At 63.2% G+C, this 24,571-nt stretch carries 28 protein-coding genes; 21 read left to right on the forward strand and 7 right to left on the reverse strand.

From position 1 onward, the window contains the following. Window positions 1-14: 14 nt before the first annotated feature. Window positions 15-1,028 carry a GNAT family N-acetyltransferase gene (locus tag B9A31_RS10575; protein WP_027615216.1) on the reverse strand — a complete coding sequence of 338 codons (1,014 nt, stop codon included), beginning with the start codon at window positions 1,026-1,028 and terminating at the stop codon, window positions 15-17. 63 nt (window positions 1,029-1,091) lie between these two features. Then, window positions 1,092-1,892: a substrate-binding periplasmic protein gene (locus B9A31_RS10580; protein WP_084296986.1), complete on the reverse strand. Its 801-nt coding sequence runs from the start codon at window positions 1,890-1,892 to the stop codon at window positions 1,092-1,094. A gap of 171 nt (window positions 1,893-2,063) precedes the next feature. Between B9A31_RS10580 and B9A31_RS10585 the strand changes: the two genes are divergently transcribed. Next, entirely contained in the window at window positions 2,064-2,615 is a 552-nt protein-coding gene (locus B9A31_RS10585) for a 3'-5' exonuclease (protein WP_025754791.1), read from the forward strand. 73 nt (window positions 2,616-2,688) lie between these two features. Continuing rightward, on the forward strand, window positions 2,689-2,973 hold the full coding sequence (locus B9A31_RS10590; protein ID WP_003259920.1) for a pyrimidine/purine nucleoside phosphorylase: 285 nt from the start codon (window positions 2,689-2,691) through the stop codon (window positions 2,971-2,973). Window positions 2,974-3,024: 51 nt separating this feature from the next. On the opposite strand, the gene B9A31_RS10595 is transcribed toward B9A31_RS10590, so the two are convergent. Continuing rightward, window positions 3,025-3,720: an alpha/beta family hydrolase gene (locus tag B9A31_RS10595; RefSeq protein WP_084296987.1), complete on the reverse strand. Its 696-nt coding sequence runs from the start codon at window positions 3,718-3,720 to the stop codon at window positions 3,025-3,027. Between the two features lie 50 nt (window positions 3,721-3,770). Between B9A31_RS10595 and ccoN (B9A31_RS10600) the strand changes: the two genes are divergently transcribed. The 16 genes from ccoN (B9A31_RS10600) to B9A31_RS10680 all read left to right on the forward strand — a co-directional run bounded on the left by ccoN (B9A31_RS10600) (window position 3,771) and on the right by B9A31_RS10680 (window position 19,261). After that, window positions 3,771-5,195, forward strand: coding sequence for a cytochrome-c oxidase, cbb3-type subunit I (gene ccoN / locus B9A31_RS10600; protein WP_016488335.1), 1,425 nt, complete (start codon window positions 3,771-3,773; stop codon window positions 5,193-5,195). Window positions 5,196-5,208: 13 nt separating this feature from the next. After that, window positions 5,209-5,817 (forward strand): cytochrome-c oxidase, cbb3-type subunit II, encoded by a 609-nt coding sequence (gene ccoO / locus B9A31_RS10605; RefSeq protein WP_019099854.1) that lies wholly within the window; start codon window positions 5,209-5,211, stop codon window positions 5,815-5,817. 5 nt (window positions 5,818-5,822) lie between these two features. Next, window positions 5,823-6,017 (forward strand): cbb3-type cytochrome oxidase subunit 3, encoded by a 195-nt coding sequence (locus tag B9A31_RS10610; RefSeq protein WP_016711696.1) that lies wholly within the window; start codon window positions 5,823-5,825, stop codon window positions 6,015-6,017. After that, entirely contained in the window at window positions 6,014-6,955 is a 942-nt protein-coding gene (gene ccoP, locus B9A31_RS10615; RefSeq protein ID WP_019099853.1) for a cytochrome-c oxidase, cbb3-type subunit III, read from the forward strand. Before B9A31_RS10610 ends, ccoP (B9A31_RS10615) begins: the two co-directional genes overlap by 4 nt. A 367-nt stretch (window positions 6,956-7,322) precedes the next feature. Next, window positions 7,323-8,765, forward strand: a complete 1,443-nt coding sequence (gene ccoN / locus B9A31_RS10625; protein WP_003254284.1) for a cytochrome-c oxidase, cbb3-type subunit I — start codon at window positions 7,323-7,325, stop codon at window positions 8,763-8,765. After that, window positions 8,765-9,373: a cytochrome-c oxidase, cbb3-type subunit II gene (gene ccoO, locus B9A31_RS10630; RefSeq protein ID WP_016488340.1), complete on the forward strand. Its 609-nt coding sequence runs from the start codon at window positions 8,765-8,767 to the stop codon at window positions 9,371-9,373. Before ccoN (B9A31_RS10625) ends, ccoO (B9A31_RS10630) begins: the two co-directional genes overlap by 1 nt. A 5-nt stretch (window positions 9,374-9,378) precedes the next feature. Next, the gene (locus B9A31_RS10635; protein ID WP_003254287.1) at window positions 9,379-9,570 is read left to right on the forward strand and encodes a CcoQ/FixQ family Cbb3-type cytochrome c oxidase assembly chaperone; all 192 of its coding nucleotides are present in this window, start codon (window positions 9,379-9,381) and stop codon (window positions 9,568-9,570) included. Further along, window positions 9,567-10,544 (forward strand): cytochrome-c oxidase, cbb3-type subunit III, encoded by a 978-nt coding sequence (gene ccoP, locus B9A31_RS10640; protein WP_016711702.1) that lies wholly within the window; start codon window positions 9,567-9,569, stop codon window positions 10,542-10,544. Before B9A31_RS10635 ends, ccoP (B9A31_RS10640) begins: the two co-directional genes overlap by 4 nt. A gap of 258 nt (window positions 10,545-10,802) precedes the next feature. After that, a complete protein-coding gene (ccoG, locus tag B9A31_RS10645) occupies window positions 10,803-12,218 on the forward strand; it encodes a cytochrome c oxidase accessory protein CcoG (protein WP_084296988.1) in 1,416 nt (471 codons plus the stop codon). A 15-nt stretch (window positions 12,219-12,233) separates the two neighbouring features. After that, a complete protein-coding gene (locus B9A31_RS10650) occupies window positions 12,234-12,761 on the forward strand; it encodes a FixH family protein (RefSeq protein ID WP_025754788.1) in 528 nt (175 codons plus the stop codon). 142 nt (window positions 12,762-12,903) lie between these two features. Next, window positions 12,904-15,378, forward strand: a complete 2,475-nt coding sequence (locus tag B9A31_RS10655) for a heavy metal translocating P-type ATPase (RefSeq protein ID WP_027609460.1) — start codon at window positions 12,904-12,906, stop codon at window positions 15,376-15,378. Continuing rightward, complete coding sequence (gene ccoS / locus B9A31_RS10660) at window positions 15,357-15,572, forward strand: cbb3-type cytochrome oxidase assembly protein CcoS (protein WP_016711706.1); 216 nt, start codon at window positions 15,357-15,359, stop codon at window positions 15,570-15,572. Before B9A31_RS10655 ends, ccoS begins: the two co-directional genes overlap by 22 nt. After that, a complete protein-coding gene (locus tag B9A31_RS10665; RefSeq protein WP_084296989.1) occupies window positions 15,565-16,248 on the forward strand; it encodes a sulfite exporter TauE/SafE family protein in 684 nt (227 codons plus the stop codon). Before ccoS ends, B9A31_RS10665 begins: the two co-directional genes overlap by 8 nt. Before the next feature lie 105 nt (window positions 16,249-16,353). Continuing rightward, window positions 16,354-17,736 (forward strand): oxygen-independent coproporphyrinogen III oxidase, encoded by a 1,383-nt coding sequence (gene hemN / locus B9A31_RS10670; protein WP_016711708.1) that lies wholly within the window; start codon window positions 16,354-16,356, stop codon window positions 17,734-17,736. Window positions 17,737-17,922: 186 nt separating this feature from the next. Further along, the gene (gene fnrA / locus B9A31_RS10675; RefSeq protein WP_016711709.1) at window positions 17,923-18,657 is read left to right on the forward strand and encodes a Crp/Fnr family transcriptional regulator FnrA; all 735 of its coding nucleotides are present in this window, start codon (window positions 17,923-17,925) and stop codon (window positions 18,655-18,657) included. Between the two features lie 55 nt (window positions 18,658-18,712). Further along, window positions 18,713-19,261, forward strand: coding sequence for an adenine phosphoribosyltransferase (locus tag B9A31_RS10680; protein WP_016711710.1), 549 nt, complete (start codon window positions 18,713-18,715; stop codon window positions 19,259-19,261). A 41-nt stretch (window positions 19,262-19,302) separates the two neighbouring features. On the opposite strand, the gene recR is transcribed toward B9A31_RS10680, so the two are convergent. From recR to dnaX, 3 genes are all read right to left on the reverse strand, one after another. Then, window positions 19,303-19,905, reverse strand: a complete 603-nt coding sequence (gene recR, locus B9A31_RS10685) for a recombination mediator RecR (RefSeq protein ID WP_025754785.1) — start codon at window positions 19,903-19,905, stop codon at window positions 19,303-19,305. Window positions 19,906-20,048: 143 nt separating this feature from the next. After that, window positions 20,049-20,384 carry a YbaB/EbfC family nucleoid-associated protein gene (locus tag B9A31_RS10690; protein WP_003254305.1) on the reverse strand — a complete coding sequence of 112 codons (336 nt, stop codon included), beginning with the start codon at window positions 20,382-20,384 and terminating at the stop codon, window positions 20,049-20,051. Between the two features lie 64 nt (window positions 20,385-20,448). Further along, window positions 20,449-22,530 (reverse strand): DNA polymerase III subunit gamma/tau, encoded by a 2,082-nt coding sequence (dnaX, locus tag B9A31_RS10695; RefSeq protein ID WP_019099555.1) that lies wholly within the window; start codon window positions 22,528-22,530, stop codon window positions 20,449-20,451. Between the two features lie 124 nt (window positions 22,531-22,654). Between dnaX and B9A31_RS10700 the strand changes: the two genes are divergently transcribed. The 3 genes from B9A31_RS10700 to B9A31_RS10710 all read left to right on the forward strand — a co-directional run bounded on the left by B9A31_RS10700 (window position 22,655) and on the right by B9A31_RS10710 (window position 24,004). Continuing rightward, window positions 22,655-23,422 (forward strand): substrate-binding periplasmic protein, encoded by a 768-nt coding sequence (locus B9A31_RS10700; RefSeq protein WP_084296990.1) that lies wholly within the window; start codon window positions 22,655-22,657, stop codon window positions 23,420-23,422. Window positions 23,423-23,597: 175 nt separating this feature from the next. Beyond that, window positions 23,598-23,792 carry a hypothetical protein gene (locus tag B9A31_RS10705; RefSeq protein ID WP_019099553.1) on the forward strand — a complete coding sequence of 65 codons (195 nt, stop codon included), beginning with the start codon at window positions 23,598-23,600 and terminating at the stop codon, window positions 23,790-23,792. 32 nt (window positions 23,793-23,824) lie between these two features. Further along, window positions 23,825-24,004 carry a hypothetical protein gene (locus tag B9A31_RS10710; protein WP_084296991.1) on the forward strand — a complete coding sequence of 60 codons (180 nt, stop codon included), beginning with the start codon at window positions 23,825-23,827 and terminating at the stop codon, window positions 24,002-24,004. Window positions 24,005-24,019: 15 nt separating this feature from the next. Here B9A31_RS10710 and B9A31_RS10715 read toward each other — a convergent pair whose 3' ends face one another. After that, on the reverse strand, window positions 24,020-24,508 hold the full coding sequence (locus B9A31_RS10715) for a DUF2938 domain-containing protein (protein ID WP_019099551.1): 489 nt from the start codon (window positions 24,506-24,508) through the stop codon (window positions 24,020-24,022). Window positions 24,509-24,571 lie beyond the last annotated feature (63 nt).

The following is a 24,571-nucleotide window of genomic DNA, read 5'->3' on the forward strand; positions in this document are numbered from 1 at the left end:
CGGCCCCATGGCCCTCAAGCCAGTTTGCAGCGATCGAAGAAGCGTTCCCGCCCCAGAATCATCAACGCCGCCCGCTTGTGCGGGAAGTCGAACTCCTTGTCGCAATGGAAGCACTGGTCCTGCATGTAGCCGATCATCTTGCCGTTGTCGGCGCGCGGCTCAGCCACCACCCGCTGGGTACGCGGGTCATCCAGGAACAGGTAGTGCACCAGCGCCGACAGCCAGCTGGCCACTTTGTGTGGCCCGCGATGGCTCTCTTCGCCGACCAGCATGTGGATGCCACGGTCGTAATCATCGGCCGGGTAGAACGGAGCAATGCGGTCTTCCTTGGCCCAGTACGCCTCGAAGTAGGCAAACGGCTGGTCATCAAAGCAGCCGATCAGCGTCAGGGTATGCGGGTCGGCTTCGAGTTTGTCCAGGTATTCACGGTGCTGCGCCAGCGTACCGCCCTCCTGCCAGAATGCCTCTACCCGTGGGTTGTTCTGCCAGCGGTTGAAACGCTCCAGGTCGTGCTCGATCTCCAGGGTGCGCAACGACACCCAACTGCCCAGGCGCGCATCGAAGCGCCGGTACACCTCACCACGCGGCTTGGGCGCGCGGCGTGGGTGGCGTTTGCCGTTGCTGATCTGCATCTGCTGCGGGTACACCGCCGCCACCGACTCCCCCAGCCAAGGCTGTGGCAACTGCCAGAACAACGACCGCTCGCACAGGTATTGGCCAGGCTGCTCGCCCACCCGCAGCAAACCACAAGCCAGCGCCTGAGGCTGTGCCTCGGGCAAGTGCCAGACCAGGCGCTGGCAGGCCGTGTCGCGAGACAGCAACCAGTAACAGGCAGCCCACAAGGCCTGGTACGGGCGCTCGGGGCATAGGCGTTCAAGGTGAACATGCAAGGTGGCACCGGCCTCCAGGCGCACCTGGATCAACGGCCGGCCTTCAAGGGTAAGGCTCAGCCAGCCGCCCCCCTCCTCGGCACTGAGGTGGCGCCAGCGTGGCGGTGACAGGGGCTGCGAAGCGGCATCGAACGGCATGGGCTTGACTCACGAAAATGAAGAAAAGGCTCACTGCTGAGAACGTTGCCGTGGCGCATGAATTTAGTCTTTCGGGGCCGAAACCGTGATGCGGTAAGGCTCAAAGATCCGTGCCAGCTCACCGCTGTCACGCAGGTCTCGCAGCAAGCCGGCGAACGACTGCTCGCCGATAGGTGCCCCCGGGCGTAGCAAGGCGTAGTGGTGATACACCTGGTCAATGCGTTGCGAAGGCACCAGCTGCGCCTTGCTGGCCGGGTTGCGCGCCATGAAGTCGCTGAGGTAGGAGCGTGTGACCAGGGCGATGTCGGCGCGACCGGCCTGTACCATCAGCAGGTTGCTGTCATGGGAGTACGTCAAGGTCGCGTTGTACGCCTTGCGCAGGTAGTCCGGGTCGGAGTTGAAACGGGCGAACGCGTAGTGGTAGCCGTTGAACAAGGCCAGGCGTTTGCCACTCAGGTCGTCGAAGTAACGCGGGTCACGGCCATTGGCCTGGCGGGCGACGAACACTTCGGCATCTTCCAGGCCCATGTCCACGGTCTGGTGGGCAATCTGCTCCCAGCCCCATTGCGGGTTCTCGAAAATGGCCATGTCGGTGCGGCCCTGCTGGAAGTCACCAAAACGCCGCTGGATGGACGTGGGCACCAGGACAAAGTGGTAACCCTGTTGCAAGCGGTTGAGTGCGTCGACCAATTGCGGCAGCAGGCCGGTGTCCGCCCCCTGTTCGGGGCGTACCGTGTAAGGCGGGAAGTGCGCAGCGCCGATCTTCACCTCGACGGCATCTGCGGCCCATGCCGGCACCGCCAACCAATACACGGCCAGCAGCATCAGGGAGGACAGGGCCTTGAGGCCGGGCGCTGGAGTCAAGACGGACACTCATCACGGTTCATGCCTGGGTCCGTCTAAGCTAGGCGTTTTCCCTTGGCGGCACAACTGCCGGTTCCCAGTCTTTGTGCCAAAGCAGGCGGCAAAATGCCATAGGGTGCCGTATGCCCAGACATTGGCTACGCTCTAGCAGGATCTGCAAGGGAGCCTGGTATGGGCCATTGGTTGGTGATCGACCTGGAAGCCACCACCGACGATGGTGGGTGGCCGGTCACAGAGATGGAAATCATTGAAATCGGCGCAAGCCTGGTCACCCGCGAAGGCCGCGAGGTCGACCATTTCCAGCGTTTTGTGCGGCCACGGCGGCGTCCGCAGCTTACCCCGTTCTGCCGTGAGCTGACGCACATCAGCCAGGCCAGCGTGGACGGCGCCGCACCGTTTCACGAGGTGTGGGCAAGTTTCGAGCGCTGGCTCGGGCACCACCGTGGGCAGCTTCAGGCCTGGGTCAGCTGGGGCGACTACGACCGCCAGCAACTGCACCAGGAATGGCAGCAGCACGGGCTCGACAGCCTGCTGCGCACCCTGCCGCACATCAACCTCAAACAGCGCTTTGCCAAAGCCCGCCACCTGCAACGCCCCACGGGTTTGAACGGGGCCTTGCAACTGGCCGGCATGCACTTTTGCGGGCAGCAGCACAGGGCGCTGGAAGACGCGCGCAATACGGCGCGGTTGCTGCCGCTGACGCTCCCCGCCAATCGCCCCTGAAAGCAGATGACGCAGGCAATGGGCTTGGGCATACTGGCCAGCTCTTTTTCATCACCCTGTTCAGGAGTCGCCCATGTTCCAGGTCAACGAGTACTTCAACGGCACCGTCAAGTCGATCGCATTCGCGGGCGAAGAAGGCCCGGCCACTGTCGGCGTGATGGCCCCGGGCGAATACGAGTTCGGTACCGCCAAACGCGAGATCATGCATGTGGTGTCGGGTGCGCTGACCGTGAAGCTGCCAGGCAGCGACAACTGGGAAACCTTCAAGGCGGGCGACAAGTTCAATGTACCGGCTGACAGCAAGTTCCAGCTGCAGGTGAAAGTGGATACCGCCTACCTGTGCGAGTACCGCGACTAAGCCGTAGCCCGATCCGGCCTCTTCGCGGGCTCGCCCGCGAAGAATCCAGCATTAACAACCCTTCAGGAATGCCGCAACCTTTTCAGCCGCCGCCTGCAAATGCTGCTCATGGCTGAACCCCGAAGCCTTCAACGGCTTCAGGTCATGGTCCCCCGCCACTAGCCAGCTCACCTCGATCGCCGGCGACAACGCATACCCTGCCACCGCCTCACGGTTGCCCAGCGCATCGCGCTCGCCCTGCACGATCAACGTCGGGGTTTTCAACCCGGCCAGGTGCTCCACGCGCGGCTTTTCAGGTTTACCCACCGCGTAGAACGGATAGCCCAGGCACACCAGCGCATCCGCACCCAGTTCGTCGGCCAGCAGGCTGGCCATGCGCCCGCCCATGGACTTGCCACCCACCGCCAACCTGCCCGCGACCAAAGGTCGCACCTGCCGGTACACCTCGCGCCAGCATTCCAGTAACACTTTCTGCGGGTTCGGCGGCCGCTTGCCACCGGTAACCCTGCGCTCGGCCATGTACGGGAACTCGAAGCGCACGACCGCCACGCCAAGTGCCGCAAGCCTTTGCGCCATTTCGTCCATGAACCCGCTGTCCATCGGCGCACCGGCGCCATGGGCCAGGATCAGGCAGCCCTTGTAGCCGTCTTTACCTTCAGCCTGTGGAGGATCGCAGCGAAAGCCTGGGACATTTCCGACCTTCGCCCATTGATCCCCGTCAATACCGGCACTTTGCCCATTAATCATGCTTGCCTCGCTGTAAAGCCTGCCAAATAACCGTGGATGGGAACCCATACATGAACACAACCAGCAGTACCGCCTATAACTACAAGGTGGTCCGCCAATTCGCCATCATGACGGTGGTGTGGGGAATCGTCGGGATGGGGCTCGGCGTCTTCATCGCCGCCCAGCTCGCCTGGCCTTCCCTCAACTTCGACCTCCCCTGGACCAGCTTCGGCCGCCTGCGCCCCCTGCATACCAATGCGGTGATCTTCGCGTTCGGCGGCTGCGCGCTGTTCGCCACCTCCTATTATTCGGTGCAACGCACCTGCCAGACCACCCTGTTCGCACCGGGCCTGGCCGCGTTCACCTTCTGGGGCTGGCAACTGGTGATCCTGCTGGCGGCCATCAGCCTGCCGCTGGGCTACACCAGCTCCAAGGAATACGCCGAACTGGAATGGCCGATCGACATCCTGATCACCATCGTCTGGGTGGCCTACGCCATCGTGTTCTTCGGCACGCTGATGAAGCGCAACACCAAGCACATCTACGTGGGTAACTGGTTCTTCGGGGCCTTCATCCTGACCGTGGCGTTGCTGCACATCGTCAACAACCTGGAACTGCCGGTCAGCCTGACCAAGTCGTATTCGGTGTACGCCGGCGCTACCGACGCCATGGTGCAGTGGTGGTACGGCCACAACGCGGTGGGCTTCTTCCTGACTGCGGGCTTCCTGGGGATGATGTACTACTACGTGCCCAAGCAGGCCGAACGCCCGGTGTATTCCTATCGCTTGTCGATCGTGCACTTCTGGGCGCTGATCACCCTGTACATCTGGGCCGGCCCGCACCACCTGCACTACACCGCCCTGCCCGACTGGGCGCAATCGCTGGGCATGGTGATGTCGCTGATCCTGCTGGCACCGAGCTGGGGCGGCATGATCAACGGCATGATGACCCTGTCGGGCGCCTGGCACAAACTGCGCAGCGACCCGATCCTGCGCTTTTTGGTGGTGTCGCTGGCGTTCTACGGCATGTCCACCTTCGAAGGCCCGATGATGGCCATCAAGACGGTCAACGCCCTGTCCCACTACACCGACTGGACCATCGGCCACGTGCACGCCGGCGCCCTCGGCTGGGTGGCGATGATCTCGATCGGCGCGCTGTACCACACCATCCCGAAAGTGTTCGGCAAAGAGCGGATGTACAGCCTCGGCCTGATCAACGCGCACTTCTGGCTGGCCACCATCGGCACCGTGCTGTACATCGCCTCGATGTGGGTCAACGGCATTGCCCAGGGCCTGATGTGGCGCGCGGTCAACAGCGACGGCACGCTCACCTACTCGTTCGTGGAAACCCTGGTGGCCAGCCACCCAGGCTTTGTCGTGCGCTTCGTTGGCGGCGCGATCTTCCTCAGCGGCATGTTCCTGATGGCCTGGAACACCTGGCGCACCGTGCGTTCGCCAGCGCTTGACGTCGCCCCTGCGAACGCCCAGTTGGCTTGAGGAGAAACGCCTGATGAAACATGAAGTCATCGAGAAAAACGTCGGCCTGATGGCCCTGCTGATGGTGTTCGCCGTCAGCATCGGCGGCCTGACCCAGATCGTCCCGCTGTTCTTCCAGGACGTCACCAACAAGCCGGTGGAAGGCATGAAACCCTACACCGCGCTGCAGCTGGAAGGCCGCGATATCTACATCCGCGAAGGCTGCGTGGGCTGCCACTCGCAGATGATCCGCCCGTTCCGCGCCGAAACCGAGCGCTACGGCCACTACTCGGTAGCCGGCGAAAGTGTATGGGACCACCCGTTCCTGTGGGGTTCCAAGCGCACTGGGCCAGACCTGGCCCGCGTGGGTGGCCGCTACTCGGACGACTGGCACCGCGCGCACCTGTACAACCCGCGCAACGTGGTACCGGAGTCGAAGATGCCGGCGTACCCGTGGCTGGTCGCCCAGCAAGTCGACAACAGCCACACCGACACCAAGATGCGCACCCTGCGCACCCTGGGCGTGCCGTACTCCGACGCCGACATTGCCGGCGCCCGTGACGCGGTCAAGGGCAAGACCGAAATGGACGCGCTGGTCGCCTACCTGCAGGTGCTCGGCACCGCGATCAAGAACAAGAGGTGAGTGCGATGGAACTGGACATCGGCATGATCCGCGGCCTGGGCACCCTGGTGGTGATGATCGCCTTCATCGGCCTCTCGCTGTGGGTATTCAACCGTCGCCGCGACCGTGATTTCGCCGAAGCGCGCCTGCTGCCCTTCGTCGACGACCGCCTGCCCCCTGCCGGGCAGGAACCTGCTGCAAAAAGGAGTAACGGGCAATGACCACCTTCTGGAGTACGTACATCAGCGTACTGACCATCGGTAGCCTGATTGGCCTGACCTGGCTGTTGCTCGCCACCCGCAAGGGCGAGAGCAAGAACACCACTGACCAGACCATGGGCCACAGCTTCGACGGCATCGAGGAGTACGACAACCCGCTGCCCAAGTGGTGGTTCTGGCTGTTCGTCGGCACCCTGGTGTTCTCGGTCGGCTACCTGATCCTCTACCCGGGCCTGGGCAACTGGAAAGGCATCTTGCCGGGTTATGAAAACGGCTGGACTGGCGTGAATGAATGGCAGAAGGAAATGGACAAGGCCGATGCCCGATTTGGCCCGATCTTCGCCAAGTACGCCGCCATGCCCGTGGAAGAAGTCGCCAAGGACCCGCAAGCGCTGAAAATGGGCGGCCGCCTGTTTGCCTCCAACTGCTCGGTGTGCCATGGCTCGGACGCCAAGGGTGCCTTCGGCTTCCCCAACCTCACCGACAAGGACTGGCGCTGGGGCGGCGATGCAGAAACCATCAAGGCGTCGATCATGAACGGCCGCCATGGTGTGATGCCGGCCTGGGCCGAGGTGATCGGCGAGCAGGGTGTGGCCGATGTGGCCGCGTTCGTGCTGACCAGCATGGACGGCCGCAGCCTGCCGGAAGGCGCCAAGGCCGACCCGGCCAAAGGCAAGGAGATCTTCGCCGGCAACTGCGTGGCCTGCCACGGACCGGAAGGCAAAGGCACTCCCGCCATGGGCGCGCCAGACCTGACCCACCCGCAGGCGTTCATCTATGGGTCGAGCTTTGCCCAGCTGCAACAGACCATTCGCTATGGTCGCCAAGGGCAGATGCCGGCGCAGGCCGAGATCCAGGGTAATGACAAAGTGCACCTGCTGGCGGCTTATGTGTATAGCCTGTCGCAAGATGGCGCAGCTGAAACTGTGACTGCCAAGTAATACCTCGGGGCCGCGTTGCGGCCCCAGCTCTCCCCCGCCGTACTCCCTCCCTTGCACCCCCTCCGAACAGAACTAAGCTTGTTGCCACAGTGGGCTTCGCTCCGAAAGGACCGATGCAGACGCGGCGCATAGCCTGTCGCCGTCCCGGTAAAAAGCCTGACCGATCGATCAGAAAAAGATGAAAAACGGTACACATTACAAATATTTATTTGTGTACAATCGTCCGGACCCGATCGCTGCGGGACATCAGCGAACGGGCTCGGACACGGGTCGGCGTACCAAAGTTGCGTTGCGGTAACCCTGATGGTTATCAATACTGGCGCCGATTTTTCGACCAACAAGAACATCAAAACCGTGGAACCTTAGCATGAGCACAGCAATCAGTCCGACTGCTTATAACTATAAGGTCGTCCGCCAGTTCGCCATCATGACGGTGGTCTGGGGGATCCTTGGCATGGGCCTCGGCGTCTTCATCGCCTCGCAGCTGGTATGGCCGCAACTGAACCTGGACCTGCCCTGGACCAGCTTCGGCCGCCTGCGCCCGCTGCACACCAACCTGGTGATCTTCGCCTTCGGGGGCTGTGCGCTGTTCGGCACCAGCTACTACGTGGTGCAACGCACCTGCCAGACCCGGCTGATCTCCGACAGCATGGCGGCCTTCACCTTCTGGGGTTGGCAGGCGGTGATCGTCGGCGCGCTGATCACCCTGCCGATGGGCTACACCACCACCAAGGAATACGCCGAGCTCGAGTGGCCGCTGGCGATCCTGCTGGCCATCGTCTGGGTGACCTACGGGTTGGTGTTCTTCGGCACCATCGTCAAGCGCAAGACCAAGCACATCTATGTCGGCAACTGGTTCTACGGCGCCTTCATCGTGGTGACCGCGATGCTGCACATCGTCAACCACATCTCGCTGCCGGTGAGCCTGTTCAAGTCGTACTCGGCGTACTCCGGTGCCACCGACGCGATGATCCAGTGGTGGTACGGCCACAACGCCGTGGGCTTCTTCCTCACCACCGGCTTCCTGGGGATGATGTACTACTTCGTGCCCAAGCAGGCCGAACGGCCGATCTACTCGTATCGCCTGTCGATCGTGCACTTCTGGGCGCTGATCACCCTGTACATCTGGGCCGGCCCTCACCATCTGCACTACACCGCCCTGCCTGACTGGGCACAGTCGCTGGGCATGGTGATGTCGATCATCCTGCTGGCGCCTAGCTGGGGTGGCATGATCAACGGCATGATGACCCTGTCGGGCGCCTGGCACAAACTGCGCACCGACCCGATTCTGCGCTTTTTGGTCGTTTCGCTGGCGTTCTACGGCATGTCCACTTTCGAAGGCCCGATGATGGCCATCAAGACCGTGAACTCGCTGTCGCACTACACCGACTGGACCATCGGCCACGTCCACGCCGGCGCCCTCGGCTGGGTAGCCATGATCTCGATCGGTGCCGTGTACCACATGATCCCGAAACTCTACGGCCGCGAGCAGATGCACAGCATCGGCCTGATCAACGCGCACTTCTGGCTCGCCACCATCGGTACCGTGCTGTACATCGCCTCGATGTGGGTCAACGGCATCACCCAAGGCCTGATGTGGCGCGCCATCAACGATGACGGCACCCTCACCTACTCCTTCGTCGAAGCCCTGCAGGCCAGCCACCCTGGTTATATCGTCCGCGCCCTGGGCGGTGCGTTCTTCGCCAGCGGCATGCTGCTGATGGCCTACAACGTGTTCCGTACCGTACGTGCCGCCAACCCGGCACAGGCTGAGGAAGCCGCCAAGATCGTCGTTGTGGGAGCGCACTGATGAAGCATGAAGCCGTCGAGAAGAACATAGGCCTGCTGGCCTTCTTCATGGTCATCGCCGTGAGCGTCGGTGGCCTGACCCAGATCGTCCCGCTGTTTTTCCAGGACGTCACCAACAAACCCGTTGAAGGCATGAAGCCGCGCACCGCGCTGGAAGTGGAAGGCCGCGACATCTACATCCGCGAAGGCTGCGTGGGCTGCCACTCGCAGATGATCCGCCCGTTCCGCGCCGAAACCGAGCGCTACGGCCACTACTCGGTAGCCGGCGAAAGCGTGTGGGACCACCCGTTCCTGTGGGGCTCCAAGCGCACCGGGCCGGACCTGGCCCGCGTGGGTGGCCGCTACTCCGATGACTGGCACCGTGCGCACCTGTACAACCCACGCAACGTGGTACCGGAGTCGAAGATGCCGTCCTACCCGTGGCTGGTCGAGAACAAGCTCGACGGCAAGGACACCGCGAAAAAACTGGAAGTGCTGCGCACACTCGGCACCCCGTACACCGACGCCGACATTGCCGGCGCGCGTGACGCGGTCAAGGGCAAGACCGAAATGGACGCCATCGTCGCGTACCTGCAAGGTCTTGGCACCATCATCAAAAGCAAACGGTGACGCTGATGGATATCGGGATGATTCGCGGCCTGGGCACCGTCGTGGTGATGGTGGCGTTCGTGGGCCTGGCGCTGTGGGTGTTCAACCCACGGCGTAAAAAGGACTTCGACGAAGCGACCCAACTGCCCTTCGCGGATGACCCCGAGGCCACCCGGCACGTCGAGCAAGCAAAAGCTTCTGGGAGCAAACAACAATGACAACCTTCTGGAGTCTGTACGTTACCGTCCTGACCCTGGGCACCATCTTCTCGTTGACCTGGCTGCTGCTGTCCACCCGCAAGGGCCAGCGCGAAGAGGTGACCGACGAAACCGTCGGGCATGCCTTCGATGGCATCGAGGAATATGACAACCCGCTGCCGAAATGGTGGTTCTGGCTGTTCGTCGGCACCATCATCTTCGCCCTTGGCTACCTGGTGCTGTACCCGGGCCTGGGCAACTGGAAAGGCGTGCTGCCGGGCTACTCGTATCTGGACAACGACAAGCAGACCGAGTTTTCCAACGGCCAGCCGGGCTGGACCGGCGTGCACGAGTGGGAAAAGGAAATGGCCAAGGCCGACGCCCGCTTCGGGCCGATCTTCGCCAAATTTGCCGCCATGCCCATCGAGGACGTGGCCAAGGATCCGCAGGCGCTGAAAATGGGCGCGCGGCTGTTCGCCTCCAACTGCTCGGTGTGCCACGGCTCCGACGCCAAGGGTGCCTTCGGCTTCCCTAACCTCACCGACAACGACTGGCGCTGGGGCGGCGAGCCCGACACCATCAAGACCACCATCATGGGCGGCCGCCACGGCGTGATGCCGGCCTGGGCCGAGGTGATCGGTGATCAGGGCGTGGCCGACGTGGCAGCGTTCGTGGTCAGCAAGCTGGATGGCCGCACCCTGCCGGAAGGCGTCAAGGCCGATGCCGAGAACGGTCAGAAGATCTTCGCCGCCAACTGCGTGGCCTGCCACGGGCCGGAAGGCAAAGGCACACCGGCCATGGGCGCGCCGAACCTGACCCACCCGCAGGCGTTCATCTATGGGTCCAGCTTTGCCCAGCTGCAACAGACCATCCGTTATGGTCGCCAAGGGCAGATGCCGGCGCAGGAACAGTTGCAGGGTAATGACAAGGTGCACTTGCTGGCGGCTTATGTGTATAGCCTGTCGCACCAGGCTGAACCGGCCAAGGCCGAGTAAGGCAGGCCTGGCCTCTTCGCGGGCAAGCCCGCGAAGAGGCCGGTACAGCCAAGCATTTCTTGCAGGCTGATGACCTGGATCAATTGACACCCGCCATAACACGATTCATACCACAAACCCAACGCGACTAAAGGTCGCAGTGCGACCCCATACCGCCATCAGCGGCGTATCATGGGCCGTAGAGCGCTAGCAGATTGCGCGAGACTGCGGCCGGCACGCACTGGCCGCGGCGTTTCTCCACTGCCGTGGGACTTGATGATGAGCAAGCAAATTCCGGTACATGACGTCACCCCGCCTGCCAGCAAAGGGAAGGATTCCGTCGACCTCTACGCCTCCCGGGAAAAGATCTACACCCGCGCCTTCACCGGCCTGTTCCGCCGCCTGCGCATGGTCGGTGGTGCCGTGTTGTTCCTGCTGTACTTCGGCACCGTATGGCTGAACTGGGGGGGTCACCAGGCCGTGTGGTGGAACCTGCCCGAGCGCAAGTTCTACATTTTCGGCGCTACCATCTGGCCACAGGACTTCATCCTGCTGTCGGGCATCCTGATCGTCGCCGCCTTCGGCCTGTTCTTCATCACCGTGTTCGCCGGCCGGGTGTGGTGCGGCTACACCTGCCCGCAAAGCGTGTGGACATGGATTTTCATGTGGTGCGAGAAAGTCACCGAAGGCGACCGCAACCAGCGCATGAAGCTCGACAAAGCCCCCATGAGCGGCAACAAGTTCCTGCGCAAATTCGCCAAGCACAGCCTGTGGCTGCTGATCGGCTTCGTCACTGGCATGACCTTTGTGGGCTATTTCTCGCCCATCCGCGAACTGGTCATCGAGTTCTTCACCGGCCAGGCCGATGGCTGGGCCTACTTCTGGGTCGGGTTCTTCACCCTCGCCACCTACGGCAACGCCGGCTGGCTGCGCGAACAGGTGTGCGTTTACATGTGCCCCTACGCCCGCTTCCAGAGCGTGATGTTCGACAAGGACACGCTGATTGTTTCCTACGACCCGCGCCGCGGCGAAACCCGCGGCCCGCGTAAAAAGGATGCCGACTACAAGGCACAGGGGCTGGGTGACTGCATTGACTGCACCCTGTGCGTCCAGGTCTGCCCTACCGGCATCGACATCCGTGACGGCCTGCAGATCGAGTGCATCGGCTGCGCCGCGTGCATCGACGCCTGTGACGGCATCATGGACAAGATGAACTACCCCAAAGGGCTCATCAGCTACACCACCGAACACAACCTGTCCGGGCAGAAGACCCACATGCTGCGTCCGCGCCTGATCGGCTATGCCGTGGTGCTGCTGGTGATGATCATCGGCCTGACCACCGCCTTCGCCACCCGCTCGCTGGTCGGCTTCGACGTCAGCAAGGACCGCGTGCTGTACCGCGAGAACGCCCAGGGCAGGATCGAGAACGTGTACAGCCTGAAGGTGATGAACAAGGACCAGCGCGACCACGTCTACGTACTGGACGCCGCCGGCCTGCCAGACCTCAAGCTTGAGGGCCAGCGCGAGATCCGCGTGGCTGCCGGTGATATCGTCAGCCTGCCGGTGCAGCTGTCGGTCGCCCCCGAGAAGCTGCCCTCGACCACCAACGAAATCACCTTCATCCTCAAAAGCGCCGACGACAGTGACGCCCAGGTTGAAGCCAAGAGCCGTTTCATCGGCCCACAGATCCGCTAAGAGAGATAACGCACAATGCCTGTCGCCACCGCCGCCAGCCCCTGGTACAAGCACCTCTGGCCCTGGATCATCATCGGCATCCTCACCACCTCGGTGTGCCTGAGCCTGACCATGGTCAGCATTGCCGTGAACAACCCGGACAACCTGGTGAACGACAACTACTACGAGGCCGGCAAGGGCATCAACCGCTCGCTCGACCGTGAACTGCTGGCGCAGCAGCTGGGGCTGAAGGCCAGCGTGCACCTGGACGAGCTCACAGGCGAAGTGGACCTGCGCCTGACCGGCAACAGCGGCCCGCAGAGCCTGGAGCTGAACCTGATTTCGCCTACCCAGCCGGAGAAAGACCGCAGGGTGCTGCTGAGCCGGGTTGACGCAGGGCGTTATGTGGGGCAACTGGAAGACAAGGTGGACGGGCGGCGCTTTGTTGAGCTGCTGGGTAGCGAAGGTGGCCAGGTGTGGCGCTTGTTCGAAGAGGAAAAAGTGGAGCATGGTGTGACCTTGCAGCTGGGTGACGAAGCTATACAGGGTGCCGAACACCAATAGCCGCATCTCCTTCATACCTGTGGGAGCGGGCTTGTCCCGCGAAGGGGCCAGACCTGCATATGATGTTGCCTGTACCGGCCCATTCGCGGGATAAGCCCGCTCCCACAGGGTCCGCTCCTGTCAGCCAATGCGTGTTCGCCTTATGACCCAACCCACCCCCTGCTACCACTGCGCCCTGCCCGTCCCCGCTGGCAGCCGCTTCACCGCCGTGGTCCTTGGCCAGCCTCGGCAGTTCTGCTGCCCCGGTTGCCAGGCGGTGGCCGAGTCGATCGTAGCCGGTGGCCTGGAGCACTACTACCAGCACCGCAGCGACAACAGCGCCAACCCCGAAGCCTTGCCCAAACAGCTGCAAGACGAGCTGGCCCTGTACGACCGTAGCGACGTGCAGCAAAGCTTCGTGCGCCACCAGGGCGAACTGGCCGAAACCACCCTGCTGGTCGAAGGCATCAGCTGCGCCGCCTGCGGCTGGCTGATCGAAAAACACCTGCGCAACCTGCCCGGCGTCGCCGAAGCCCGTCTGAACCTGTCCAACCACCGCCTGCTGCTGAACTGGGACGACAAGCAACAGCCGCTTTCCCGCCTGCTGGCCGAGCTGCGCCAGATCGGCTACGCCGCCCACCCCTACCAACCCGACCAGGCGGCCGAACAGCTGGCCCGCGAGAACCGTAGCGCCCTGCGCCGCCTGGGCGTGGCCGGGCTGCTGTGGTTCCAGGCAATGATGGCAACCATGGCCACCTGGCCGGAATTCAACATCGACCTGTCGCCTGAACTGCACACCATCCTGCGCTGGGTGGCGCTGTTTCTCACCATCCCCATCGTGTTCTACAGCTGCGCGCCGTTCTTCAAAGGCGCAGCACGCGACCTGCGCACCCGCCACCTGACCATGGACGTTTCGGTGTCGCTGGCCATTGGGCTGGCCTTCGGCGCCGGCATCTGGACCGCCATCACCGGCAGTGGAGAGCTGTATTTCGACACCGTGGGTATGTTCGCCTTGTTCCTGCTCACCGGCCGCTACCTGGAGCGCCGCGCCCGCGAACGCACTGCCGCCGCCACCGCGCAACTGGTCAACCTGCTGCCGGCCTCGTGCCTGCGCCTGGATACCATCGGCCGCAGCGAACGCATCCTGCTCAGCGAACTGCAATGCGGTGACACGGTGCAAGTACTGCCGGGCGCCGTGATCCCCGCCGACGGGCGCATTGTCGAAGGCCGCTCCAGTGTGGATGAATCGCTGCTGACCGGCGAATACCTGCCACAACCGCGCCGGGTGGGTGAGCGGGTCACCGGCGGCACGCTGAACGTCGAAAGCACGCTGAACGTGGAGGTTGAAGCACTGGGCCACGATTCGCGGCTGTCGGCCATCGTGCGTTTGCTGGAACGTGCGCAAACCGAAAAACCACGCCTGGCCGAAATCGCCGACCGGGCCTCGCAGTGGTTCCTGCTGTTCTCGTTGCTGGCCGCCGTGGCCATCGGCCTGTGGTGGTGGTATCTGGACCCGGCGCGCGCGTTCTGGATCGTGCTGGCGATGCTGGTAGCCACCTGCCCTTGCGCGCTGTCCCTGGCCACGCCAACGGCGCTGACCGCCGCCACCGGCACCCTGCACAAGCTCGGCCTGCTGGTCACCCGTGGCCATGTGCTGGAAGGCCTGAACCAGATCGACACGGTGATTTTCGACAAGACCGGCACACTGACCGAAGGCCGCCTTACCCTGCGCAGCATCCGCCCACTCGGCAGCCTGCCCGCCGACCGCTGCCTGGCCCTGGCAGCCGCGCTGGAAAACCGCTCCGAACACCCCATCGCCCGCGCCTTTGGCCGCACCGCCACACCCGCGGATGATGTGCAGACCTTACCCGGCCTGGGCCTGGAAGGCCTGGTGGACGGCCAGCGCCTGCGCATTGGCCAGGCCACCTTCGTCTGCGCCCTGAGCGGCGCGGAGATCCCCGGCGTGCCGGAACCGCGCGGCCAGTGGTTGCTGCTGGGTGACCGCCAGGGGCCGCTGGCCTGGTTCGGCCTGGACGACCGTCTGCGCGACGATGCCCCTGCCCTGCTCGCCGCCTGCAAGGCCCGTGGCTGGCGTACGCTGCTGCTGTCGGGCGACAGCTCGCCGATGGTCGCCGAAGTGGCCGCGCAGCTGGGTATCGACCAGGCCATTGGCGGCCTGCGCCCGGACGACAAGCTGGACCGGCTGAAAGCGCTGCAGGCAGCCGGAAGCAAGGTGCTGATGCTGGGTGACGGGGTCAACGACGTGCCAGTGCTGGCCGCCGCCGATATCAGCATCGCCATGGGCAGTGCCACGGACCTTGCCAAGACCAGCGCCGATGCCGTGCTGCTGTCCAACCGCCTTCAGGCACTGGTGCAGGCCTTCGACCTGGCCCGCCGCACCCGCCGCAATATCCTCGAAAACCTGCTGTGGGCGTCGCTGTATAATGGCCTGATGTTGCCGTTTGCCGCGCTCGGCTGGATTACCCCGGTGTGGGCCGCCATCGGCATGTCGGTCAGCTCGCTGATCGTGGTGCTCAATGCCCTGCGCCTGACCCGCATGCCCCCGGCAGCAGCCTTGCCGAAAACCGAAGCACCCCTGCCCGGGAGGAAGTCGCCATGCCCGCCCTCTATGTCATGATCCCCGCCGCTTTGCTGCTGGTCGGCGTGGCCGTGTACATCTTCTTCTGGGCGGTGGACAGCGGCCAGTACGACGACCTCGAAGGCCCGGCCCATAGCATCCTCTTCGACGACCAGGACCCGCGCCACCAGGCGGCGGTAAAGCCTGAAGACGCGCAGGCCGACACCGACAAGGAACCACCACCCCGTGCCTGACCTGCTTCCCCTGCTGGGCTCGGCACTGGTCCTTGGCCTGCTTGGCGGCGGCCATTGCCTGGGTATGTGCGGCGGCCTGATGGGCGCGCTGACCCTGGCCATCCCGCCCGAACAGCGTGGCCGGCGCTTGCGCCTGCTGCTGGCGTACAACCTCGGGCGCATTACCAGCTATGCCTGTGCCGGCCTGTTGCTGGGCCTGGCCGGCTGGGCCGTGGCCAGCAGCCCGGCAGCACTGGCACTGCGGGTGCTGGCGGCACTGCTGCTGATTGCCATGGGCCTGTACCTGGCCGGCTGGTGGAGCGGGCTGACCCGCATCGAAGCGCTGGGCCGGGGCCTGTGGCGGCACATCCAGCCGGTCGCTTCGCGCTTGCTGCCGGTATCCAGCCTGCCCCGGGCATTACTGCTGGGCGCGCTGTGGGGGTGGCTGCCGTGCGGGTTGGTGTACAGCACCCTGTTGTGGGCGGCAAGCCAAGGCAACGCCGGGTATAGCGCGGCGTTGATGCTGACGTTCGGGGTGGGGACCTGGCCAGTGCTGCTGGCTACCGGGTTGGCGGCGGAGCGGGTAAACGCTTTGTTGAGACGGCGCAGTGTGCGGGTGGCTGGCGGGGTGTTGGTGATGCTGTTTGGGGTGTGGACCCTGCCCGGGCCGCACCAGCATTGGCTGATGGGGCATTGATGGGCGCTGCTTTGACGCCCCAATGCCCTTGATACAAATCAACACAGTTTCCTACAGACGGCCATAGACTCCGGTGCACTGCTGCTCTTTCCGGGGACCGCCCTCATGCTCGACGACCTACGTTGGGATACCGACCTGATCCGCCGCTACGATCTGGCCGGACCACGCTACACCTCTTACCCGACCGCCGTGCAACTGCACAGCGAGGTGGGCTCGTTCGACCTGCTCCATGCCCTGCGCGAGAGTCGTCGAGCCGTGCGCCCGCTGTCGCTGTACGTGCATGTGCCGTTCTGCGCCAACATCTGCTACTACTGCGCTTGCAACAAGGTCATCACCAAGGACCGCGCCCGCGCTGCGCCCTATTTGCAGCGCCTGGAGCAGGAAATCCAGCTGATCGCCTGCCACCTGGCCCCTAAACAACGTGTTGAACAGCTGCATTTTGGCGGCGGCACGCCGACCTTTCTCAGCCATGTGGAACTGCGCCAGCTGATGGCCACCCTGCGCCAGCACTTCCACCTGCTGGACGACGATTCTGGCGACTACGGCATCGAAATCGACCCCCGCGAAGCCGACTGGTCGACCATGGGCCTGCTGCGCGAGCTGGGTTTCAACCGCGTCAGCCTGGGCGTGCAGGATCTTGATCCGGCCGTGCAGCGTGCGGTCAACCGCCTGCAAAGCCTTGAGCAAACCCGTACCTTGATCGAAGCTGCACGCACGTTGCAGTTCCGCTCGATCAACCTCGACCTGATCTACGGCCTGCCCAAGCAAACCCCGGAAGGCTTTGCCCGCACCGTCGAAGAGGTGATCCGCTTGCAGCCCGACCGGCTGTCGGTGTTCAACTACGCCCACCTGCCCGAGCGCTTCATGCCGCAGCGGCGTATCGACAACAACGACCTGCCCAGCGCGGCGGCCAAGCTGGAGATGCTGCACGCCACCATCGACCAACTGACCGCCGCCGGTTACCGCTACATCGGCATGGACCACTTCGCCCTGCCCGACGACGAGCTGGCCATTGCCCAGGAAGAAGGCACCCTGCAGCGCAACTTCCAGGGCTACACCACCCACGGGCATTGCGACCTGATTGGCCTGGGCGTGTCGGCCATCAGCCAGATCGGCGACCTGTACTGCCAGAACAGCAGCGACCTCAACACCTACCAGGACAGCCTGTCCAACGCACAGCTGGCCACCCAGCGCGGCCTGCTGTGCAACCACGACGACCGCGTGCGGCGTGCGGTGATCCAGCAACTGATTTGCCATTTCGAGCTGGACTTCGAGCCGATCGAGCAAGCCTTCACCCTTGATTTTCGCGGTTACTTCAACGACCTCTGGCCCGAGCTGCTGACCTTGCAGCGCGACGGCCTGATCAGCCTGGACGACAAAGGCATCCGCATCTTGCCGGCGGGCCGCTTGCTGGCACGCTCGGTGTGCATGGTGTTCGACGCCTACCTGGCCATGCAAAACCGCCAGCGCTTCTCGCGGGTGATCTGAAAACCGAGGCGTTCAACCGCATGGACAAGTTTCCTTGCCGGGCACACTATGGGCGCACAAAGACTCCCGGCAGGGCACCTGCCGGGGTTTCGCCAGTGCGCACCAAAAACGCGCACACTGGCCTACACCCTGTGTCGTAGGTTACCCTTACGACTTATGTGTGCTTTCCCACAAGGATCGATTCAAATGTCCGAGCCAGTCAAACTGCGCCCACACAACCAGGCCCACTGCAAGGACTGCAGCCTGGCCCCCCTGTGCCTGCCTCTTTCGCTGAACCTGGAAGACATGGATGCACTGGATGAAATCGTCAAACGCGGCCGTCCGCTGAAAAAAGGCGAGTTCCTGTTCCGCCAGGGTGACAATTTCGGCTCGGTCTACGCGGTACGTTCCGGCGCCCTGAAAACCTTCAGCCTCAGCGACAGCGGCGAAGAGCAGATTACCGGCTTCCACCTGCCCAGCGAGCTGGTCGGGCTGTCGGGCATGGACACCGAGGCCTACCCGGTATCGGCGCAGGCTCAGGAAACCACTTCGGTGTGCGAGATTCCCTTCGAGCGCCTCGACGAGCTGTCGGTACAGCTGCCGCAGCTACGCCGCCAGCTGATGCGGGTCATGAGCCGGGAAATCCGCGACGACCAGCAAATGATGCTGCTGCTGTCGAAAAAAACCGCTGACGAGCGCATTGCCACCTTCCTGGTCAACCTGTCGGCGCGCTTCCGCGCCCGCGGCTATTCGGCCAACCAGTTCCGCCTGAGCATGTCGCGCAACGAAATCGGTAATTATCTGGGCCTGGCGGTGGAAACCGTTTCGCGGGTGTTCACCCGGTTCCAGCAGAATGGCCTGATCCGCGCCGAAGGCAAGGAAGTGCACATTCTCGACCCAATCCAGCTGTGTGCGCTGGCCGGTGGTGCAATCGAGGCCTGAGGCCAGCGTTTAGCGGGTATACTTGGGCATTCGTTTTCCCAGGATACCCGCAACAATGCACAGCGACACCTTCGACCTCAAAGCCCTCATCCGCCCGGTAGTGGACTTCCCCAAGCCAGGCGTGATCTTCCGCGACATTACCCCGCTGTTCCAGTCGCCGCGCGGGCTGCGCTATGTGGCCGACCAGTTCATCGAGCGCTATGTCGAGGCCGAGTTCAGCCATATTGGTGCCATGGATGCGCGGGGCTTTCTGATTGGTTCGATCATCGCACACCAGCTGAACAAGCCGCTGATCCTATTCCGCAAGCAAGGCAAACTGCCGGCTGACGTGCTGAGCGAGGGCTACCAGACCGAGTACGGCGAGGCCTTCCTGGAAGTGCATGCCGACAGCCTGTGCGAAGGGGATTCGGTCTTGATCTTCGATGACTTGATCGCCACGGGCGGTACCTTGCTGGCGGCGGCCAACCTGGTACGCCGTACCGGGGCGCAGGTGTTCGAGGCGGCGGCGATCATCGATCTGCCGGAGCTGGACGGGTCGCGCCGCCTGCAGGCGGCCGGGGTACCGACTTTCTGCCTGACCGAGTTTTCTCTTAGCGAGTACTGAGTTGGGTTTTGGGGCTGCTTTGCAGCCCCAACCATTCTCAATCAGAGCGAAATCGGCCGACGCCCCGCAAACGCATGGGCCAAGGTCCCGCCATCCACCAGCTCCAGCTCTCCGCCCAGCGGCACTCCATGGGCAATCCGCGAAGCCACCAACCCCTTCTCGCTCAGCAACTGCGCAATGTAATGCGCTGTCGCCTCCCCCTCCACCGTCGGGTTGGTCGCCAGGATCACCTCGGTAAAGGTGCCCTGCTCCTCGATACGCGCCATCAGTTGCGGAATGCCAATCGCCTCCGGCCCCAGGCCGTCCAGCGGTGACAGGTGGCCCTTGAGCACGAAGTAACGACCACGGTAGCCGGTCTGCTCCACTGCATACACATCGGTCGGCCCCTCGACCACGCACAGCTGGGTGTCATCACGGCGTGTGTCGGCGCATTGCGGGCACAGCTCCTGCTCGGTCAGGGTACGGCACTGACGGCAATGGCCTACACCTTCCATGGCCTGGGTCAACGCTTGGGCCAGGCGCAGCCCGCCACTGCGGTCGCGCTCGAGCAGTTGCAGGGCCATGCGCTGGGCGGTTTTCTGGCCGACACCGGGCAGAATACGCAGGCCGTCGATCAGTTGGCGGATGAGGGGGCTGAAGCTCATGAGAAAGGCCTGACAATTCAATAAGAGGCGGTTTATACCCAGCGAGGGCAGTGGCGTCAAATCAGTAGACCGCGCCTTGGGTGAAATCTTTGCAAAAAAAACCGCCGCTGGATTCAGCGGCGGTTTTCGGTATGGCAATGCCCTTAGAACGGCATCTTGAAGCCCGGCGGCAGTTGCATGCCAGCCGTCATGCCGCCCATCTTTTCCTGGCTGCTCTGCTCAACCTTGCGCACCGCATCGTTCAGCGCGGCGGCGATCAGGTCTTCCAGCACTTCCTTGTCGTCCTCGTCGGTCGACATCAGGCTCTGGTCGATGCTGACACGCTTGACGTCGTGACGACCGGTCATCACCACGCTCACCAGACCACCGCCGGACTGGCCGGTGACTTCAGCGTTGGCCAGCTCTTCCTGCATCTTCTGCATCTTTTCCTGCATCTGCTGGGCCTGCTTCATCAGGCCGGCCATGCCACCTTTCATCATGGGGGTATACCTCGATTGGGTCATGTGATGCGGCCCGGCGCAGGGCCGGCCGCATGGTTATCCGTTACTGGCCCTGATTGGCCAGGGCCTCTACAGGCTCAATAGTATCCTGCCGCACCTTGGCACCGAACAACTTGATCATCTGCTGGATCAACGGATCCTGCTCGATCGAGGTGACCGCGTCCTGCTGGCGCTCGGCGCGCTTGCGCGCGGCGGCCTGGGCCGGGGTTTCCTGCTCGGGCAGGATCAACTCGATGCGCAGGTTCAGCGTGCGCCCCAGGTGCTGGTTGAGCGCTTCGTTCAGGCGTCGCTGCTGGGTGGCGTTGAACAACGCACCTTGGCCAGGGTCCAGGTGCAACAGCCAGTCGTCGCCATCGGCGGCAATCAGCGTACAGTTTGCCGCGATGTTGCCTGTCATCCCGGACACAGGCAACTGCGGGAATAATTCCAGCCATTGCAGGGCAAGGCCGGTGGCCGGTTTGGCCGCAGGCAGCGGTTCGGCCAATGGCTTGGGTGTCTCTTCCTGGATGTGCTCGGCCAGCTCGTCCAGGTAGCTGAAGCCGACCGGGTCGCTTTCGCCACCGTAATAATCTTCGTCCAGCGGCGGCTCATCATCGCGGTCCATGCCTACTGAAGCGTAGGCGGACGGATCGAAAGGCGGCTCAAGGTCATGGGCCGGCGCGGCCTGTTGGGGCGCCACCGGGGTAACAGGTGCTGCAGCAGGCTCAGCCACGACCGGCGCGACGGCCGTTGCAGGCGCCTCCCACGGCAGGTCGAGCACCTCCTCTGCCTCAGCTTCGGTTTGAGGCTCAGGTTCGGGCTCGGGCTCTGCGACCGGAACAGGTTCGGCTACCACAACGGGCTCGACCACAGGCTGGGGCGCAGGCTCGACCGTCGCAGGTTCCTGGGCCTGCGGCGCCACAGCCGGCAGAACAGGGTCTGCCGCAACCGTGACAGGCGGCGCCACGGCTACCGCTGGCGCTGCCACCGGCGTTGCAGGATCAGCTGTGGCCTGGCTGATCCCCGCTGGCTTTAGCACCGGTTTCGGCGCGTCGTCGGTATCGGCCGGGCGGAACGCCAGCATGCGCAGCAGCACCATTTCAAAGCCGCCGCGCGGGTCCGGGGCCAACGGCAGGTCTCGGCGGCCAATCAGGCCCATCTGGTAATAGAACTGCACGTCTTCGGCCGGCAGCGCCGAGGCCAGCGCCAGTACCCGCTCGCGATCGCCCTGGCCGTTGTCCACGGCTTCGGGCAGCGCCTGGGCAATGGCCACGCGGTGCAGCACATTGAGCATCTCGGCCAACACGCCAGCCCAGTCCGGCCCTTGCTCGGCCAGGTTGCGCACGGCCTCCAGCAACGCCCGGGCATCGCCTTCCAGCAAGGCCTGCAGCACGCCATAAACCTGACCATGATCCAGGCTGCCAAGCATCGCCCGCACATCAGCGGCCAGCACTTTGCCTTCGCCAAAGGCGATGGCCTGGTCGGTCAGGCTCATGGCGTCACGCATCGAACCATCGGCCGCGCGGCCCAGCAGCCACAGGGCATCCGGTTCGAACGGCACGTTTTCGGCAGCCAGTACGTGGCTGAGGTGCTCCACCACCCGCTCCGGGCTCATGTTTTTCAGCGAGAACTGCAGGCAGCGCGACAGGATGGTGGCCGGCAGTTTCTGCGGGTCGGTGGTGGCGAGGATGAACTTGACGTAGGGCGGCGGCTCTTCCAGCGTCTTGAGCAAGGCGTTGAACGAGTGCGTCGAGAGCATGTGCACTTCGTCGATCAGGTAGACCTTGAAGCGCCCACGGCTCGGGGCGTACTGCACGTTGTCGAGCAGTTCGCGGGTGTCCTCGACCTTGGTACGGCTGGCGGCGTCGATTTCGATCAGGTCGACGAAACGGCCTTCGTCGATCTCCCGGCACACCGAACAGGTGCCGCACGGCGTGGAGGTGATGCCGGTTTCGCAGTTAAGGCACTTGGCGATGATACGGGCGATGGTCGTCTTGCCCACGCCGCGGGTACCGGTGAACAGGTAGGCGTGGTGCAGGCGCTGGTTGTCCAAGGCATTGATCAAGGCCTTGAGCACATGGGCCTGGCCGACCATTTCGCGGAACGAGCGCGGACGCCATTTACGTGCAAGAACCTGATAACTCATCGAAAAACCATCGTAGCCTGATAGAGCGGAAGAGCGCTAATGCTAGCGGAGCGGGGGCAAAATTGCACCCTGCGCGAGTCGTCTAAGCTTTGAGGCAGGCGCGTTGTTCAGGGAGGATACGCCTTTGCGAAGTTTGCTGGCCCTGCTACTGCTCTGGCCCATGCACAGCCTGGCTGAACAGCCCGTGCTGCGCTTCTCCGTTGCAGAGAGCTGGAGCATGCCGCTAGTACGCATAGAAGGCGACCAGCCGGTGGAAGGCCTGGTGTATGACCTGATACAAGCGCTGGCCAAGGAAGTGGGCGTACGCCCCCAGTATCACGTCATGGCCCGCCTTCGCCTGCAGGAGGCCATGAACAACGGCGATATCGATGTGCGCTGCTATGTCAGCACCCAGTGGTTCAATGACCGCCCCGGGGATTTTGTCTGGAGTATCCCGCTGATACACCAGCGTGACGTGTTGGTGGGTCGTGTCGGCGACAGCACCCCAATGCCCCCGGAGCAACTGCCACCCCAGGCTATCGGCACGGTACTGGGCTACACCTACTCGACCCTGCAACCGCTGCTGGATCAGGGCCAGTTGCGTCGTGAAGACAGCCGCAGCCAGTTGCTGGTGCTGCAGAAACTGCATGCGGGGCGGTACCGGCATGCAGTGAGCAATCAACTGTCTTTGCAGTGGTTCAACCAGGGCTTGCCGTCGGAACAGCAACTGCAGGGCTTGGCAGTGCTGGAGGAACAGGACCTGGCGTGCATGGTGCGCAATGACCCGGCGATACCGACCCAGGGAGTGCTGCGGGCGCTGGTGCGACTGAAGCAATCGGGGGAGGGCGAGCGGATAATGCAGCGTTATGGGGGAGCAGGATACCAGGCGCCCATTTCTGTAGTTCGCCCCTGACCACTGCACACCTGACATGCCATTTTGGGAAAACTGTCTTCTTGTGGAAACTAGGGTTGAGGTGGAAATGGACTACACCATCCGTTGGAAGACGGCGATTCCAACCTTGGCCCTGATTGCACCATAGTCAGGCCCCGACCAAGGCACCTTCGCCGCCACTTGAAAAGACAATCCGATGCTTCAAGATGATTGTGCACACCTCGAACTTGAGAAGTTACAAAATGAGGGCCGCAAGTTAAGGGCCGAGACACAGGAATTTGTAGCAGAAGCGCGTAAGCTCAGGCAGGAGGCGTTCTGGTACCCAATCGCAACAGGCTCAGCCGTTATCACCACCATCGTTGGCATCATGGCACTGGCCAGCAAGCTCTGAGTTTTGATTAATCCAGCCACAAGGAGCAGCCAATGCGCCGCGCCACCCAGGATCACACTGGAAACGCACTGAGTGAAGCGGAAGCGTTTGCCGAAGAAATGCGCAACCTCAGAGCGGCTTCGCCCTGGACAGGTGTACTCCTGTTTTACCTCGGCGCAATCTCTACAGGGGTACTGCTGGTAGCAGGCATGCTGATCGTGCGCTCGCTCTGACCGAGCACCTTGTCCTCATACCAACGCCAGCAAACCCGCACTCAAGAACATCCCCACGCCAAACACAAGGTGCGTGGCCAGGCTCTTAAGACAGTTTTGCGCAGGCTTCGGCGTCCTGGACGCAAAGAATCCCGCGCCCATCGCCGGCTGCATGAAGCACAACGGTGCCACGACCGTACCCACGCCAACAACTGCTGCAGGCAACAAAGTAGGCGAGAGCAACCAGCCCTCCCCTACGATCACAACCAGCAGCATTGCGAACAGCACACCGATGGCGTAATGAATCACCCATCCCCACGCCAACTCATTTCGCACGGGTTCGGCTTTGGCAATCGCCTGATGCAGTACACGACCGTTAAGCAAATGCCCCGCCCAACGCCCGACCATGGCGAAATCAAGCGTGGCAACACCCAAGCGCCGCAGCAGCAGCCCCCACACGTCCATCACCACCGTGGCACCCATGCCAATCGGCAATGCAGCTGAAAACATCGCAGTAATCGTCATAGAACAAGCCCTCGAAGATTGACGGTCATCACCATGACGCGCAGCATAGAAGTTGAAGTCAAC

The sequence above is a fragment of the Pseudomonas sp. URIL14HWK12:I5 genome, from assembly GCF_900176445.1.
In the GTDB taxonomy this organism is placed as follows: Bacteria; Pseudomonadota; Gammaproteobacteria; order Pseudomonadales; family Pseudomonadaceae; genus Aquipseudomonas; species Aquipseudomonas monteilii.